General features: G+C 68.2%; 12 protein-coding genes and 2 pseudogenes. 9 read left to right on the forward strand and 5 right to left on the reverse strand.

Going from position 1 to position 15,049, the window contains the following annotated elements:
• The first annotated feature begins 355 nt into the window (after positions 1-355).
• Positions 356-787, forward strand: a complete 432-nt coding sequence (locus tag ACFWVE_RS08760; protein WP_384009612.1) for a DUF6153 family protein — start codon at positions 356-358, stop codon at positions 785-787.
• Between the two features lie 103 nt (positions 788-890).
• A complete protein-coding gene (locus ACFWVE_RS08765; protein WP_384009614.1) occupies positions 891-1,523 on the forward strand; it encodes a DUF305 domain-containing protein in 633 nt (210 codons plus the stop codon).
• Between the two features lie 611 nt (positions 1,524-2,134).
• On the opposite strand, the gene ACFWVE_RS08770 is transcribed toward ACFWVE_RS08765, so the two are convergent.
• The gene (locus ACFWVE_RS08770; RefSeq protein WP_384009617.1) at positions 2,135-3,466 is read right to left on the reverse strand and encodes an ice-binding family protein; all 1,332 of its coding nucleotides are present in this window, start codon (positions 3,464-3,466) and stop codon (positions 2,135-2,137) included.
• An 873-nt stretch (positions 3,467-4,339) separates the two neighbouring features.
• On the opposite strand from ACFWVE_RS08770, the gene ACFWVE_RS08775 reads away from it, so the two are divergent.
• The 4 genes and pseudogenes from ACFWVE_RS08775 to ACFWVE_RS08790 all read left to right on the forward strand — a co-directional run bounded on the left by ACFWVE_RS08775 (position 4,340) and on the right by ACFWVE_RS08790 (position 8,248).
• Complete coding sequence (locus ACFWVE_RS08775; RefSeq protein WP_384009619.1) at positions 4,340-5,581, forward strand: PP2C family protein-serine/threonine phosphatase; 1,242 nt, start codon at positions 4,340-4,342, stop codon at positions 5,579-5,581.
• A 162-nt stretch (positions 5,582-5,743) separates the two neighbouring features.
• Positions 5,744-5,860: pseudogene (locus ACFWVE_RS08780) on the forward strand (restriction endonuclease); the annotation flags it as partial.
• A gap of 286 nt (positions 5,861-6,146) precedes the next feature.
• Positions 6,147-6,350: a cold-shock protein gene (locus ACFWVE_RS08785; protein ID WP_042163016.1), complete on the forward strand. Its 204-nt coding sequence runs from the start codon at positions 6,147-6,149 to the stop codon at positions 6,348-6,350.
• 338 nt (positions 6,351-6,688) lie between these two features.
• On the forward strand, positions 6,689-8,248 hold the full coding sequence (locus ACFWVE_RS08790; protein ID WP_384009621.1) for a DEAD/DEAH box helicase: 1,560 nt from the start codon (positions 6,689-6,691) through the stop codon (positions 8,246-8,248).
• 4 nt (positions 8,249-8,252) lie between these two features.
• On the opposite strand, the pseudogene ACFWVE_RS08795 reads toward ACFWVE_RS08790, so the two are convergent.
• Positions 8,253-8,873: pseudogene (locus ACFWVE_RS08795) on the reverse strand (MBL fold metallo-hydrolase); the annotation flags it as partial.
• A gap of 43 nt (positions 8,874-8,916) precedes the next feature.
• Positions 8,917-9,513: a recombinase family protein gene (locus ACFWVE_RS08800; protein WP_384009623.1), complete on the reverse strand. Its 597-nt coding sequence runs from the start codon at positions 9,511-9,513 to the stop codon at positions 8,917-8,919.
• A 208-nt stretch (positions 9,514-9,721) separates the two neighbouring features.
• On the opposite strand from ACFWVE_RS08800, the gene ACFWVE_RS08805 reads away from it, so the two are divergent.
• On the forward strand, positions 9,722-10,126 hold the full coding sequence (locus ACFWVE_RS08805; protein WP_384009625.1) for a hypothetical protein: 405 nt from the start codon (positions 9,722-9,724) through the stop codon (positions 10,124-10,126).
• 823 nt (positions 10,127-10,949) lie between these two features.
• On the opposite strand, the gene ACFWVE_RS08810 is transcribed toward ACFWVE_RS08805, so the two are convergent.
• Both ACFWVE_RS08810 and ACFWVE_RS08815 read right to left on the reverse strand, forming a co-directional pair.
• Positions 10,950-11,888: an alpha/beta hydrolase fold domain-containing protein gene (locus ACFWVE_RS08810; protein WP_384009627.1), complete on the reverse strand. Its 939-nt coding sequence runs from the start codon at positions 11,886-11,888 to the stop codon at positions 10,950-10,952.
• 187 nt (positions 11,889-12,075) lie between these two features.
• Complete coding sequence (locus ACFWVE_RS08815) at positions 12,076-12,927, reverse strand: enoyl-CoA hydratase/isomerase family protein (protein WP_384009628.1); 852 nt, start codon at positions 12,925-12,927, stop codon at positions 12,076-12,078.
• A 44-nt stretch (positions 12,928-12,971) separates the two neighbouring features.
• Between ACFWVE_RS08815 and ACFWVE_RS08820 the strand changes: the two genes are divergently transcribed.
• Both ACFWVE_RS08820 and ACFWVE_RS08825 read left to right on the forward strand, forming a co-directional pair.
• Positions 12,972-13,373 carry a winged helix-turn-helix transcriptional regulator gene (locus tag ACFWVE_RS08820; RefSeq protein ID WP_384009630.1) on the forward strand — a complete coding sequence of 134 codons (402 nt, stop codon included), beginning with the start codon at positions 12,972-12,974 and terminating at the stop codon, positions 13,371-13,373.
• Between the two features lie 45 nt (positions 13,374-13,418).
• Positions 13,419-14,651, forward strand: a complete 1,233-nt coding sequence (locus ACFWVE_RS08825; RefSeq protein ID WP_384009632.1) for an IS4 family transposase — start codon at positions 13,419-13,421, stop codon at positions 14,649-14,651.
• The last annotated feature ends 398 nt before the right edge of the window (positions 14,652-15,049 follow it).

Consider the following 15,049-nt stretch of genomic DNA (forward strand, 5'->3'; position numbering starts at 1 on the left):
CCGTTCACGGCCGTTCAGAGGGGACCGCACGCCGTCCTCGTCTCACAGGCCAATCGCCCATGAACGCAGGTGAACGCCCCTGCACACAGCCCCATACGCCCCCAACACAGTTGGAAAGCGTGTTGGGGGCAACCCCTCACGAGTTCGAATCTCGTATCCTCCGCCAGTGCCTCACCGGGCACGATGTCGAAGGGCCCCACCGTTCGCGGTGGGGCCCTTCGTCGTGGTGCGGTCGCGGTTTTGGTCGCCCTCGACGTCCTCGGACGCCGGCGGACCGGCCCGGACGCGTTGCCCGTTCCGGGCAGGAGCTCCCGCCTCGCCGCGAAGGCCGGCGAGCTTGCGTAGCATGAGAGCTGTGACAGCCCGTGCACAGCTCCACCGCGCGCCGTCGCCACCCATGTGGTGGCCGACGCTGCTGGTGCTCGGGCTGCTGGCCGGGTTGTTCGGCATGCACGGCCTCGCTCCGGGCGGCGCGACCGCCGTCACCGGCCCTCACTCCTCCGCCGGCCATCACTCCTCCTCCGCCGCCGCGCATGAGGACATGACGGGCCTGGTGAGCGCCGAGTCCGTCTGCCACGGCGACAGTGACGGCGGCGGGCACGCACAGCATGCCGACGCGACGTGTTCCTCCGGTGCCGTCGGCGCGGGCCCGGCTCTTCCCGCGCTGCTGCCCGACCCCACCGGTCAGGCGGCGTCGCCGGCCGGTGGCCACCGGCCCACGGCGGCCGGGCCGGAGGGCGGCCGTGGACCGCCTTCGCTTGCCGAGCTGCAACTCCTGCGGATCTAGGACAAGGCCCAGCCGTCCCCGCCCCCGGGCGTACGGCACTCAGCCATGCCCCTGTCGCGCCCCCGTGCGCGCAGCGACTCACCTACTTCGCAGGAGTTCACGCATGACCAGCATCCGTTCCCTCGCCCGCCGCGCCGGCCTCGTCGCCACGGCCGCGACCGCCGCCCTCGTCCTCGCCGCCTGTGGCAGCGGCGACGGCTCCGACACCGGCTCCGGCGCACAGACGTCGGCCTCGGCGGGCGCCGAGGACACCGCCGGCGCCCACAGCGACCAGGACGTCTCCTTCGCGCAGGAGATGATCCCCCACCACCAGCAGGCCGTCCAGATGTCGGAGATGGCGGCCACGCGGGCTTCTTCCGCCGAGGTCAAGGACCTGGCATCCCGCATCGGGAAGGCCCAGGGCCCGGAGATCGAGACGATGTCCGGGTGGCTGGAGTCCTGGGGCGAGGACGTGCCCTCGTCCATGCCCGGCATGCACCATGGAAGCTCCGACGCCTCCGGCATGCCCGGAATGATGGGTACCGAGGACATGGACGAGCTGATGGAGGCATCCGGCAGGGGCTTCGACACCATGTTCCTGACCATGATGGTCGAGCACCACGAGGGCGCCGTGGAGATGGCCACCACCGAGAAGGAAAAGGGCCGGTACGGGCCGGCCAAGAAGCTGGCCAGCGACATCGTCACCGCGCAGAACGCCGAGATCGAGGAAATGAACAAGCTCCTCGGCAAGAGCTGACGACACCCGCATCGGGAATTCGGGGCTGCGTCGGTGCAGCCCCGGACCTTTCCCTCCCAGTCGGCACCGGCCGCGGTCCACTCCCACTCCTGCGCTTCCCGGTGCCGGCGCAGGATTCTGATCTGTGGATCGAGCAGGCCACCGGCCAAACCCGCTCCGCCGACCTCCGCATCACGCCGATTCGGGAACGAAGCGCCCGCCGCACTTCCTGAGCAGATGCCGCACAGTGTGCTCATCGGTCTCGCGCCTACGTACAGCCACCATCAGGCGAACCAGGGCGACTGCCGTTCCCTCATTCGGAAGGACGGAGGGTTCGGCCCCTGGAATCCAAGTGTTCTTCCCTCCCGGTCCTGCCCTGTCGGCTCGGAGACGATCCGGTCCGGCTGCCGCGTCCGCTGTTGCAGGCCACCCGGCACGGATCCGCGTCGCCTTCCGTTCCGGTTTTCCGTGCCACTTCTCCTGCAGCATTCGCCGACGGCGCGCGACGGAATCGATGGCGATCCGTCGCGCGCCGTTTTCACTCTTGGCTTCTCCGGGCGGCAGCCCAGAGCACTCACCCTCGGGAGGCACACCCCGCGTGGCTCAGCCACGACTTGATTTCAGCTGTGACCTCAGTGCCGATCGGTCCACTTGCCCCCGTCGTGGCTGAACTTGTGGTGGCCGTTCTCACCAGGCTTCTTGCCGTCGTGGTGGCCGTTCTCACCAGGCTTCTTGCCGTCGTGGTGACCGTGCTCACCAGGCTTCTTGCCATCGTGGTGACCGTGCTCACCAGGCTTCTTGCCATGGTGGTGGCCGCCGTCCGTGGGAGTCGCCGTACCGGTCGGGGTGGCCGTACCCGTGGGAGTCGCCGTACCGGTCGGAGTCGCCGTACCCGTCGGAGTCGCCGTACCCGTCGGAGTCGCCGTACCGGTCGGAGTCGCCGTACCGGTCGGAGTCGCCGTACCGGTCGGAGTCGCCGTACCGGTCGGGGTGGCCGTACCGGTCGGAGTCGCCGTACCCGTCGGAGTCGCGGTGCCCGTGGGGGTGGCCGTACCGGTCGGAGTCGCCGTACCCGTCGGAGTCGCCGTACCGGTCGGGGTGGCCGTACCCGTGGGAGTGGCCGTACCGGTCGGAGTCGCCGTACCGGTCGGCGCAGTCCCGCACTCACCCTGGAAGATCGTGTTGGAGTCCAGCGTCACAGCGCCGTTGCGGGCCAGCAGCCGGCCGTTGACGGTCGTCCCCGTGGTGGCACTGATCGAGGTCAGGGCCAGGATGTTGCCCACGAACGTGGAGTTGGTACCGAGAGTGGCCGAGCTGCCGATCTGCCAGTACACATTGCACGGGTTGGCGCCATTGGTGAAGAGCACCCGGCTGGCGGATGCCGTCGTCAGCGTCGAACCGACCTGGAACACCCAGACGGCGTTGGGGTCGCCCTGGCCGTTGAGGGTGAGGGTGCCGGTGATCTGGGCGCTGACGGGCACCCTGTAGACGCCAGGAGTCAGCGTCTGGCCACCGAGCTCCACGGGATCTCCGGTGTACGTGACGTCCGGAGCCTGCCCGGCGGCCTGGTTGTACGCCGTGGTCAGATCGTTCTGGGCCTGAAGAGCGACGGCGTCGGCAGCGTGGATGGTGCCGGGCGGCAGCACCGCGCCGGGCGGGAACCCCACTACCGCCGCACCCGGACTCACCCCGACGCTACGCTCGACCGTCGTCGGGCCGGTGTTGGTGACTGTCGAACCAGCGAGTACTCCGAAATCCGCTGCCGTACCCAGAGGTACAGCCGTCGCAACAGCACTTGCGCGTGTCGGTGACATCGCGATTACGGCAGCGGCGATCACCGCGGTTACTACCGCCGCGATCCAAAGCGACAAGGTACGCCGTGGCGCACCAGAGATATTCAACGTCATCGGGGGAGCCAACTCCTGTGGTGGGTGGTGCCTGACTGGCAGTTCTGACGGCGGCATATTATTCAAGGAAGCGGGCGATTTACGATTAATTCGAGAGTGTTCACCTGAATTGACCAACCAGTCGCGCCGGTGCATAAAAGTTTCTAATGGGCCGGATGGCGCCGACTCCTTTACTCCGGCCAGGTGACCGCACACCGTCACCAAAATCGCATTCGCCCAGGGCGGACTGTCACCGGCAAAGACCCGCCACGATCCCGGAGAACCTGATCGCGGTCGGAGCGCGATTGACGCAACAGATGGGCCTGCCGGCCCCCGCCGAACGCAGTAATATTGCTTGTGGGCCGGCGCACTCTCACGTGTGACCGCCCGGAAGGGCGGCTCCGGCGTCTGGACGCCGGAGCCGTTGTCGCAGCCACCGCGCGGCACCGCGGGGGGCTCCGACGCCGCAGGAGGCTCCGGCACAGCTCGCAAGACCGCGACATGTGACGTTCACGGCCGTTCGGACGAGACCCGGAGCCGCTCTCGGAGGTCGTCGGCCGGAACCGGGGCTGCGTCTTCCCGGAGGTCGGGCGCGTCGAGCAGGGGCCGGATGTCCGTGCCGCCCCTGCCCGTGGATCACGCCCTGTGGGGGTGTTCGCGCCGGCAGCGCCCACTGCCCGTCCGACAAGTCACTCGACTACGGCTTGCGATCACTCACCCGATCACGTCAACGGACCAGCGGTCGCGAACCGGCGGACTCCCGCCCGCACCCACACCATCGGGCGGCGGAAGAACCACGCAAGGAGTCACGAACAACCCTCCGATACGACTCTGATCCGGTTGACCGTTCGCACGCTCATCGCCTCCGGCGAGCCGACAGGCCGCCGCTCACGGCTGAACGCATGGTCGAGAATCGGGGACAAGACAGGGGGGTCGGACAGGAGAGCGTTTGTGACCACACCGCAGATCGACTACCGGGCGTTGTTCGCCGTGACGCCCAGCCCTTATCTGGTGCTGGACCCCGACCTGGCGATCGTCGAGGTCAACGAGGCCTATCTGCGGGCCACGAGCCGGACCCGGGAAGAGCTGATCGGCCGGTACCTCTTCGTCGTCTACCCCGACAATCCGGCGGATCCGGAGGCCGACGGGGTGGAGAAGCTGCGAGCCTCCCTGCAGCGGGTCATCCTCTCGAGAAGAGCGGAGACGATGGCGGTGCAGAAGTACGACATCCCGGTCTCCGGCCGTCCGGGGGTGTTCCAGGAGAAGTGGTGGTCGCCCATCAACACACCCGTCCTCGGAGCCGACGGAGAGGTGCGGTGGATCATCCACCGGGTGGAGGACATGACCGAGTTCGTGCTGACTCGTCCCCTTCACCTCCTGCCGGGTGACCCGAGCGGGGAGCACAAGGCGATGGAGGCCGAACTGTTCACGCGGGCGCAGGAGCTCCAGGGCCTCAACGAGGAACTCCGCGAAGCCCACGACCGGGAGCGCCGTACGGCCCTCGCCCTCCAGAAGGCCATGCTGCACTCCCCGGACCTGGCCGGTCACCGCGAGATCGCCGTGCGCTACCTGCCCGCCGCCCGGTCCCTCAACGTCTGCGGCGACTGGTACGACGTGGTGGACCTGTCCGACGACCGATTCACCGTCGCGGTCGGCGACGTGGTCGGCCACGGCCTGGAGGCCGCCGCCATCATGGGCATGCTCCGCAGCGCCCTGTCCGCCGCCGTCCGCGCCATCGACGAACCCGGCAAGGCGATGGACGTCCTGAGCCGGTACGCCCGCACCTTCGAAGGCGCACTGGCCACGACCGCGGCCAAAGCCGTCATCGACACCCGCCGGCAGCACATCACCTACACCAGCGCCGGCCACCCCCCGCCCCTCCTGGCCCGGCCGGACGGCACCGTCGTCCTGCTCGACGAGGCCACCGACCCTCCCCTGGGCGTCCTTACCGACCACGCCCCGCGCCCCCAGGCCACGGTGCCCTACACCCCGGGCGACACCCTCGTGCTCTACACCGACGGACTCATCGAACGCCGCGGCGAGGACATCGACGCCGGCCTGCACCGCCTCGCCGACGCCCTCGGCCATCACACCTCTCTCAGCCCCGACCACCTGGCCGACACCCTGCTCACCCGTCTCGGCGTGGCCGACGGCGGACGGGACGACGTCGCCCTGATCATCGTCCGCCTGTGAACCGGCCTCCGCATGCCCGTCCTCCGGGGCTGCCGAACCGCCGGGAACCGGCCTCGCACCGCCCTGCCACCCAGGCACGCACGGCGTGGCTGCCCCGGGCGGCGACGATTCCTGTTCGCCGAGGCGCCACTGCGATCGCCGGTCACGGACCGGCTTGAGCGCGCCGTGGAGAACGGCCTGAAGCAGCTGCCGGCCCAGTTCGGGCCACCGAACAGGACGACCCCCGCCTGCCCGTCCCACCATCTGGTGAGCGACGGGGTGTGGGAGGCCCACAGCGAGTGCGTCCTCGGCTGCGGCCACGAGGACGTCAGCCGGTGTGTCCCTGTGCAGCGGCCGGCGGCCGAGTGCGTCGGCTTTCCATCTGTGTTAGCGTGAAGAGTTGCAGTTTTGGTTACCAGAGGCTTGTGAGTGCTCTTCCGACCTTCCGTCGACGAGCACTCTTTTTCGTTCCTGGAAGGCTTCGCGGCTTTCCGCAGGATTCGGGATGACATCCGGGTGAACCATTGTTGTGACGACGAGGCCCACAAGGTGTGGGCCTCGGGCACTGCCCTCAAGGAGATTCAGCATGGCATCTGGCACCGTGAAGTGGTTCAACTCGGAAAAGGGCTTCGGCTTCATCGAGCAGGACGGCGGCGGCCCCGACGTTTTCGCCCACTACTCGAACATCGCCAGCTCCGGTTTCCGTGAGCTTCAGGAAGGCCAGAAGGTTACCTTCGACGTCACGCAGGGCCAGAAGGGCCCGCAGGCCGAGAACATCGTTCCCGCCTGACCCGTACGCTGACACCGGCGTGGGCGTCTGACGCCCACGCCGGCACGCAGTGCATGGCCGGGACCCCGCACCCCTGTGGCGCGGGGTCCCGGCCACGTGCTGCGTTCCCCGGCCCGGCAACGAAGCCGGTGCCGTGCTCGTGCTCGCGGCCCGCACCGCGCGGTCGCCTGCCGCTGTGTCACTCATCCACCGATCGGCATCCGCTGATCCACCGATGCAGTGATGCACTGATGCACCGATTCACCGTTTTTCGGCTCATTCTTGCGAATTCTCATACGGCCGGTACCTCGCCGTTGGGAGGAATTCCTCGATACGTGCCGCATCGAGGAAGGTTCCGCATGAACCGCAACCACACAGCTCGTTCGAACAACAGCACCGGCAACTCCGGCTCGTCCCGCTCCCGTACGGACAAGGCCGCGGGCTCCGCGGGCTCCGGCCGGGGCGGCCGCTTCCGTTCCCAGGGGTCGGGTGGCCGCCAGGGCGCTCCGTCCCGCGGCGGAGCCAAGGGTGGACGCGGCGGAGGCCGTCCCGCCGCGTCCGGCGGGGAGTTCGCGCCGCCGGTCACCCTCACCCCGGCGCTGCCGCCGGTCGAGACGTTCGCCGAACTGGACATGCCCGAGCGGCTGTTGACCGCCCTGAGCACCGAGGGCGTGACCACCCCCTTCCCGATCCAGGCCGCGACGCTGCCGAACTCGCTGGCCGGCCGGGACGTACTGGGCCGCGGGCGTACCGGCTCGGGCAAGACGCTGGCCTTCGGTCTGGCGATGCTGGCGCGTACCGGCGGGCAGCGGGCCGAGCCCCGGTACCCGCTGGCGCTCGTCCTCGTTCCCACCCGGGAGCTGGCCCAGCAGGTCACCGACGCTCTCACCCCCTACGCCCGCGCGCTGCGCCTGCGGATCGCCACGGTGGTCGGCGGCGTGTCGATCGGCCGGCAGGTGAGCGCCCTGCGCGGTGGTGCCGAGATCGTCGTCGCGACGCCCGGCCGGCTCAAGGACCTCATAGACCGGGACGACTGCCGCCTGGACCAGGTCGCCATCACGGTCCTGGACGAGGCCGACCAGATGGCCGACATGGGCTTCATGCCGCAGGTGACCGCCCTGCTCGACCGGGTACGCCCCGGCGGCCAGCGCATGCTGTTCTCCGCCACGCTGGACCGCAACGTCGACCGCCTGGTGCGCAACTACCTCCACGACCCCGTCGTCCACTCCGTCGACCCGTCCGCGGGCGCGGTCACCACGATGGATCACCACCTGCTGCACGTGGACGACGACGACAAGCACGCCACCACGACGGAGATCGCGGCCCGCGAAGGACGCGTGATCATGTTCCTGGACACCAAGCACGCCGCCGACCGGCTGGCCAAGAAGCTCCTGGCCGTCGGGGTGCGGGCCTCGGCCCTGCACGGCGGGAAGTCCCAGTCCCAGCGGACCCGGACCCTGACCCAGTTCAAGGACGGCCACGTCACGGTCCTGGTGGCCACCAACGTCGCGGCCCGCGGCATCCACGTCGACAACCTGGACCTCGTCGTCAACGTCGACCCGCCCAGCGACCACAAGGACTACCTGCACCGCGGCGGACGCACCGCCCGCGCCGGTGAGTCCGGCACCGTCGTCACGCTGGTCCTGCCGCACCAGCGCCGGGAGATGTCCCGCCTGATGGCCGACGCCGGCATCACCCCGCGGACCACCCGGGTACGTCCGGGCGAGGACGAACTGAACCGCATCACCGGAGCCCAGGCACCGTCGGGCGTGCCCGTCGTCCTCACGCCGCCGCCCGCCCAGAACCAGCCCGCGCGCACGGGTTCCCCGTCCCGGAGCCGGCGCAGCCGCCGCCCCGGGCAGGCGGCCCGCCGCAGCGCGGCCGGCAACGCGGCCGGCAAGGGGAAGAGCGGCCGCTGAAGGATCACCGGGAGGGTGCCGGGGCGGCGGCGCGCAGGTCGGCGTCGTACACCGTGCGGTAGTCCGGGACGACGGTGCGGGTCGTGGGGGACGCCTGGGCGACCTGCGTGAGGAAGCCGTCCAGGTCCATCACCGGGTCGCGCACAGGGGTACCGCCCAGCGGTACCTCGAAGTTGTCCCAGTGGACGGGGACGACGACACCAGGGCTGTCCAGCGCCCGCATCAGCCGGGGTACGTACTGGTGGGTGGCGGTGCCGGCGGGTACGGCGATCATCGCGAGGTCGGGGCGCAGGCCCCGCACCGCCCGCTCACAGAAGTCGCTGGCACCCATGGGGAACGCCGACGGGCCGCCCTGGCCCCCGGTCACCCGGAAGGCGAGGGTGTCGCCCTCCGGCAGGTCCGAGATGGTTCTCGGGGCCTTCGCGGGGCGGGAGTTCAGCGTGCCGGGGGCGAAGTAGGCACACTTCTTGTTGCGGCTGTGCAGGCTCGGCACGACCTCGACGACGATCCCGCCGAAGTCCAGCACCTCGCCGCCCTTCACCACGGAGATCCGCCCCGCGTCGACGCCCAGGGCGACCAGCAGGTGGTACGTGGTCTCGGTGCCGACGACGTGGGCGCCGGTGGTCGGCCCCGGAGTCCTGGCTCAGACACCAGCCGCAAGGTAGCGGTCAGGACTTCGTGACCTTGGCCTTCTTCGGCTGACGGGGGACGGTCTTGTTGAGGTGGCCGTACACCGTCGACCGGGGTACGCCGAACATGTCGGCGATCTGCTGGACGGTCTTCTCCCGCTCGTCGTAAAGCCGTTGGGCGAGCGCGGCCTGATCTTCGGTGAGCTTCGGCCGGCGCCCGCCGACCCGGCCGCGGGCCCGCGCGGAGGCGAGCCCGTCGTTCGTGTTCGCCACGATCAGCTCCCGCTGGAGCTCTGCCAGTACGGACAGCATCCCGAACATCGCCCGGCCCTCCATGGTGGAGGTGTCGATGCCCTGCTCGATGACGTGCAGCCCGATCCCGCGCTCGCGCAGGTCGGCGCCGAGCGTCACCAGGTGCAGCACCGAGCGGGAGAGCCGGTCGAGTCGGGTCACCTTCAACGTGTCGCCCTCGCGCAACAACTGGAGGACGAGATCGAGCTTTGGGCGGGATGCCTTCGCACCGCTCGCGGTGTCGACGTGGATGTTGTCGCGGTCGACGCCTGCCCGCAGCAGGGCGTCAATCTGATGATCGGGGTTCTGGTCGGCGGTCGAGACCCGCGCGTAGCCGATGAGCATGTGTCGGAATCTATCGGCCGGACCGTTCACCGACGTTGATTACCGACGCGAGTTGCCGACACTGCCCACCTGTGTGAGCAGCATCGCTCTGTGTCGTGGTTCTCGCTGCGCTTCGTGTCGTGATCGCGTCCTGCAAGCCGATCGACTATCGGACACGTCGGCTCGCTGTCACAGTGCCCCTGGTGCGTGAACCGTGAATACTGGGCGGGTGTCAGATGAAGCTGTTCGGCGGCGGGGAATCGAAATCCGCCTGCAAGCCGTCCCGGTCGTACGTATCAAGCTGCCGGATGAACATGAGCCGACACGTGAGTCTGCCCCTCGAACGGTCGTTGGGTATCGGCGCGGCTTGTCGGCTGAGGAGTTGTGGGATCGAGGTCGGCAGGATTGGAAGCTCAAGGCTCAGAGAACCCTCGATCGCGACCTCGCCCTCATCGCCCATAAGGGCATGATCCGCATGGTGGGGACGGTAGAGGGGGTACGCAAAACTGCGGCCGGCCGACTGACCATTGAAGGAACCCCCTTGCCGGAGCACCATCTCATCGGGCACCCGGACCCGCTCGATAACGAAGCGGGCAATCCCTTGACCTACGGCAGCGTGACATTGCCCCGGTGAAGATCCCTTACCGGGCCGCGGTCGGTCATTGTGTCGTCGAGCGCCGGCTCTCAGTCTGAGGCGATCAAGCAGAACGGCACTGTCGGGAACGGAATCACCTATGAGCTCGACGACACGAGCACTCCGGTCAAGCTCACCGCAACCGACAACCTCCTCGATGAGATTGGTTCCGTGACGTACGAGCTGCGGTAGCCTGCTCGAACGAACGAGAGGGCGCGACAACCACACCGGTTGCCGCGCCCTGTCTGAATCTGTGGGTTGCACTTACAGCCCAGCGGCTATCATCAACGACTGCTCGAACCTCTTGACCTCAGGTGCCAGGCGTCGACCCGGAGCACAGATGAATCGCGGCCGGAAGGTATTGGGGTAGTGCTGACGGCGCTGGGCTGAAGTCGCGGAGAGCGTCCGATAGACGATGGGCTACCGAGATTTGGGAACGAGTCTTCCCCGCCGTAGGTACGCGAATTGACCGCAGTTCAACGAAGCATGCCGGCCGGCGCCGTAGAGCAGGGACGACCGCCCAGGTTCGGGTCAAGGGCGGCTGCCCCGCTCTACGGCGCCAGCTGTTGTGGCGGCTAAGACGCTGCGCGAGTGCGCGTCCGACGCTACTGCCGCTGAACACCACGCCCCAGCCTGGTAAAGCCCTGGCCGGGCGGCCTGGTCCCTACCAGGATCAACTCGCCACGATCGCGAAGCGGTGCATGGCCAGGTCGAGGAGGCCGCGGTGGCCTACCTGGAGTCCGATGACTCCAGGTAGGCCACCGGCGAGGCACTCCACGCCGAGGCGGCTAACCCTCCCCGTCAGCCACATCCACGGTCAGCGTCAAAGGGAGCGAAGGACGCGGTAGCGGTCCGCCAGGGCGCGCTGAGTTACGGCTGCGCTCTCATCCAGCCATTCGTAGGCATGGGGCGTCCCGGGATGAACGTGGAGCTCGAGCGGGACGTCGGCGGCCGCCAGCTTCTGCGCGTAGGCGAGGCTCTCGTTCCGCAGGAGATCGAGATCACCCACCTCGATGTAGGCGGCCGCCAGACCACGGGCGTCGCTCAGGCGCGCGGGAGAGGTCGTCTCCGAGGCCGGACCATCGGCGCGGGCGTTCCAGGAGGTCGCGTTCATACCAGCGGTCCATGCGAGGAAGGGGTCGAGGGCCGAGCTGGCGACCGTGACCCTATCGTCGAGCATGGGGTACAGCAGTATCTGCTGGGCGATCGTGATTCCACGGTCCCTCGCCAGGACGGCGGCCGACGCAGCGAGCCCCCCGCCCCCGCTGTCACCCATCACAGCGATGCGCGTAGGATCCACCGCCAGTCGGTCTGCCTCCTCAAGCAGCCACATCACCCCGGCGAAAACGTCCTTGCTGAGCTGCTGGCCTTTTCCCTCGGGGGCCACGCGGTAGCCGACCGACAAGATGGGGACGGACGTCTCGGCCACGTAGACGCGCATCCTGCGATCGTAGTGATCGAGGGTGCCGGCCACCTGACCGCCTCCGTGAGCGTAGACGACGGCGGAGCCGGGACGGGCGTCACCCTTGCTGTACCAACGGGCCTCGAGCGAGACGCCATCGCCGACGGGGATGGAGACGTCCTCTCGATCGACACCGGCCGGGACGGGCGGCGCGAGCCTACCCATCTCGGTGTACTGGTAATTGATTCGATCGCGTAGTGCCCGCACATCGTTCGCGGGAGGATCGGGCATGCTCAAAAACTCCGGAGGGAGTTGCGCTAGCGCCTGCGCGAGCTGATCATCAAGACGATAATCGGTCATTGGTGTTCTCCTCAAGACGTGGGTCGCGGCCGGGGCGCGCCCAGCAAATTGACGTTGAAGTAGAGCCCGAAGCATGCCCAGGTCATGCCTCCCGCCGCATGCGGTACCCCGAGCGGTTGAATGGCCCGCAATGCGTCGAACTCGAAAGGCATCGACTTCTTCACTCCATTCACCACGGAGCGGAGGTTCAGGAATGTCGGGCGAGGTTTGCCCGCAGGACCTCTTCGAGGTTGAGCTCGACCTCGCGCGTGTGAGCGCCAGCCGCAAGTGCTGCCTTGGCGAGTTCCCCGGAGGCAGGGGTGAATGTTTCCCCGAGGTAGCGGTCCTCCGCGCGCAGTGCATCCTCGAGTGGGCCGTCGGCGGCGTCGATCGCCTTGGTAGCTGCGACGCGGACACCTTCGGGCAGGTTGGCGATGGTCAGTGCGACCCAGTCGACGTAAGCGTCCAGCTCCGCGGCGGGCAAGGCTCGGTTCAGCCATCCCCAACGCTCGGCGGTCGCGGCATCGATGAGGCCGCCTGTGAGCACGATCTCGAGGGCACGCGCGCGACCCACGAGACGGGGCAGGTGAGCAGTTGCGCCAGCGCCGGGGACGATGCCCGTAAGGGTCTCAAACTGGCCGAATGCGGCGGTTTCGAGCGCTGCGAAGCGGAGGTCCAGGCTGGAGATCATCTCGGGGCCGCCGCCACGGGCAAGTCCTGCGACCTTCGCGATGGTGGTCTGGGGCAGACGCCGCCAGCGTTCGTGGAGCCGCATCATCGGGCCGGTTCCGACGAGCGTCTCCTCCGCGATCGGCAGGGCAGCGTACGTCTCAGGGTTCTCGACGAATGTCAGGTCACCGTGTGCCAAGAAGAACTCCGGGTTGGCGCTCTGGACGACGATGACGTGCAGGTCGGGATCGTTCTCGGCCGATGCAGCAACGGCGTCCAGGTCGAGGAGGAGCTGGGCCGTCATGAGGTTGACGGGCGGGACATCGATCGAGACCCACAGCACGCCGTCCTGGCGCTTCAGGTGGAGGGTGGTCAGGGACTGCTCGGGCATGGTATTCCTTCGATCAGGGGCAGTATCTCTGGTATACCTGGCGCATGACAGGCACTTCAAAGAAACCTGGTACCCCTGGAGACCAGGCCGCCCCGGGCACCATCGTTGGTCCGCAGCGTGAGCTCCTGGATCAGCTCCTCGATAAATGGGGTCAGCTGCTACTGACGTCGCTGTGTCAGCAGCCGCGACGTTTCAACGAGCTCAAGCGAGAACTTGATGGGATCACTCAGAAGTCTTTGACGCAGGCGCTGCGCCGCCTAGAACGCAACGGCCTCGTCGAACGTCAGGTGCTAGAGCAACGTCCCATTGCCGTGGAGTACCGCATCACACCGCTCGGGCGCACTCTCGATAAGCCGTTCTTGACCCTTCTTGCATGGACGGCCGATCACCTCGCCGAAGTGGAACGACACAGGGATGCGTACGACGAAGACTCAGACAACCTTTAGCCTCAATACCGGTAACTTATGTGCATTCTGGTCGTTGTTGGCGGTATGCCGAGAGCGGGTCAGCTGAAGTCATCTGGTGAGCGGTTGTCGGACCGGGTCGCGGTCGGGGTGCTGACGCAGGCGTTTCCTGCGGAGCTTGTGGACGAGGTATTGGCGAAGACGGGTCGGGTGCAGCAGCGGAACCGGCTGTTGCCTGCCCGGCTGGTGGTCTATTTCGTGTTGGCGATGTGCCTGTTCTCGGGGCAGAGCTACGAGGAGGTCGCCCGGCTGCTGACCATGGGTCTGCAGGGTGAGCGGCGGTGGCGGGCGTCGTGGGTGGTGCCGAGTTCGGCGGCGATCTGGAAGGCCAGGTCGCGGTTGGGGGTGGCGCCGCTGCGGGAGTTGTTCGCCCGGGTGCGCCGGCCGGTTGCCGCACCGGGTACTCAGGGCGCCTTCTACCGCGGCTGGCGTCTGACCGCGATCGACGGCACCACGTTCGACCTGCCCGACACGACGGCGAACGTGGAGGCGTTCGGCCGTCCGCCGCGCTCCGGACGGGGTGAGCAGAACGTCGGCTGCCCGCAGATCCGAATGGTCGGGCTGGTGGAGTGCGGCACCCACGCCGTTTTCGACACGGCGATCGGCCCTCTGCGCACTGGCGAGCGGGCCCTGGCCCGGGCGGTCCTGCCGTCTCTTCGGCCGGGGATGATGCTGCTGGCCGACCGTGGCTTCTACAGCGTGGACCTGTGGTCCACAGCCGCGGCGACCGGGGCCGATCTGCTGTGGCGAGTCCGCAAAGACCTCGTACTGCCCGTGATCGAGCAGTTCCCGGACGGTTCCTACCTCACGGAGATCTTCGACCGCGGCGACATCCACCACCTCCGTCGCGGGGTCCCGGCACGCGCGGTGGAGTACGCCATCGCCGGCCATGAGGGCGTCTACCGGCTCCTCACCACGATCCTCGACCCGGATCAGGCCCCGGCCGCGGAACTGGCCGAACTCTACGCACAGCGGTGGGAGTTCGAGTCCACCCTCGACGAAATCAAGACCCACCTCGGCGGTTCCCACCTGGTGCTGCGTTCACAGCACCCCGACGGGGCCGAGCAGGAACTCTACGGCTTCCTGCTCGTCCACCACGCCATCCGAAACCTCATGCACCAGGCCGCACGGCAAGCCGACCACGATCCCGACCGGATCTCCTTCATCCGCTCACTGCGCGTCGTGCGCCGCCAGGTCACCGACCAGGCGGCGTTTTCCCCCCGGCAGACTCACCCGCGCGGTCAAAGCCACCCACGCTGAACTCCTCGAACGCCTCCTGCCACCACGACGACGCCGGGCCAACCCCCGCGTCATCAAACGCAAAGTCGCCAGCTGGCCCCTCAAACGCGCAGCCCACCACGGTGCGGCACACCCGCCCGAACCGGCCATCACCATCACCCATGCCACCAAACCCAAACGCGTGAAACGGGTAAAAGCACCCTAAGTTACCGGTATTGGCGTTAGCCTCGAAGTTTCATGACGGTCCGCCGACGGAGTCGGTGGACCGTTTTCGTGCCGTGGGCTGAGGGTGGGCAGGCCGAGGGCCCGAGTGTCGTCTCGGGGTGGCGCCGGGTTCCACTGCTCCGGGTGTTGAGGTGCTGTCGTAGGGGCGGGGAATGTGCTGGTCAGCCGGGGTTCGGTAGGAGTGCGAGCTGGTT

It is taken from the genome of Streptomyces sp. NPDC058632, assembly GCF_042717095.1.
Lineage (GTDB): Bacteria > Actinomycetota > Actinomycetes > Streptomycetales > Streptomycetaceae > Streptomyces.

What these genes read in the sequence shown, in the direction of transcription:
- ACFWVE_RS08770 (WP_384009617.1), bottom strand. Translation starts at nt 3,466, where the DNA reads ATGCCGCCGTCAGAACTGCCAGTCAGGCACCACCCACCACAGGAGTTG.
- ACFWVE_RS08790 (WP_384009621.1), top strand. Translation starts at nt 6,689, where the DNA reads ATGAACCGCAACCACACAGCTCGTTCGAACAACAGCACCGGCAACTCC.
- ACFWVE_RS08820 (WP_384009630.1), top strand. Translation starts at nt 12,972, where the DNA reads ATGACAGGCACTTCAAAGAAACCTGGTACCCCTGGAGACCAGGCCGCC.
- ACFWVE_RS08815 (WP_384009628.1), bottom strand. Translation starts at nt 12,927, where the DNA reads ATGCCCGAGCAGTCCCTGACCACCCTCCACCTGAAGCGCCAGGACGGC.
- ACFWVE_RS08825 (WP_384009632.1), top strand. Translation starts at nt 13,419, where the DNA reads ATGCCGAGAGCGGGTCAGCTGAAGTCATCTGGTGAGCGGTTGTCGGAC.
- ACFWVE_RS08765 (WP_384009614.1), top strand. Translation starts at nt 891, where the DNA reads ATGACCAGCATCCGTTCCCTCGCCCGCCGCGCCGGCCTCGTCGCCACG.
- ACFWVE_RS08785 (WP_042163016.1), top strand. Translation starts at nt 6,147, where the DNA reads ATGGCATCTGGCACCGTGAAGTGGTTCAACTCGGAAAAGGGCTTCGGC.
- ACFWVE_RS08800 (WP_384009623.1), bottom strand. Translation starts at nt 9,513, where the DNA reads ATGCTCATCGGCTACGCGCGGGTCTCGACCGCCGACCAGAACCCCGAT.
- ACFWVE_RS08810 (WP_384009627.1), bottom strand. Translation starts at nt 11,888, where the DNA reads ATGACCGATTATCGTCTTGATGATCAGCTCGCGCAGGCGCTAGCGCAA.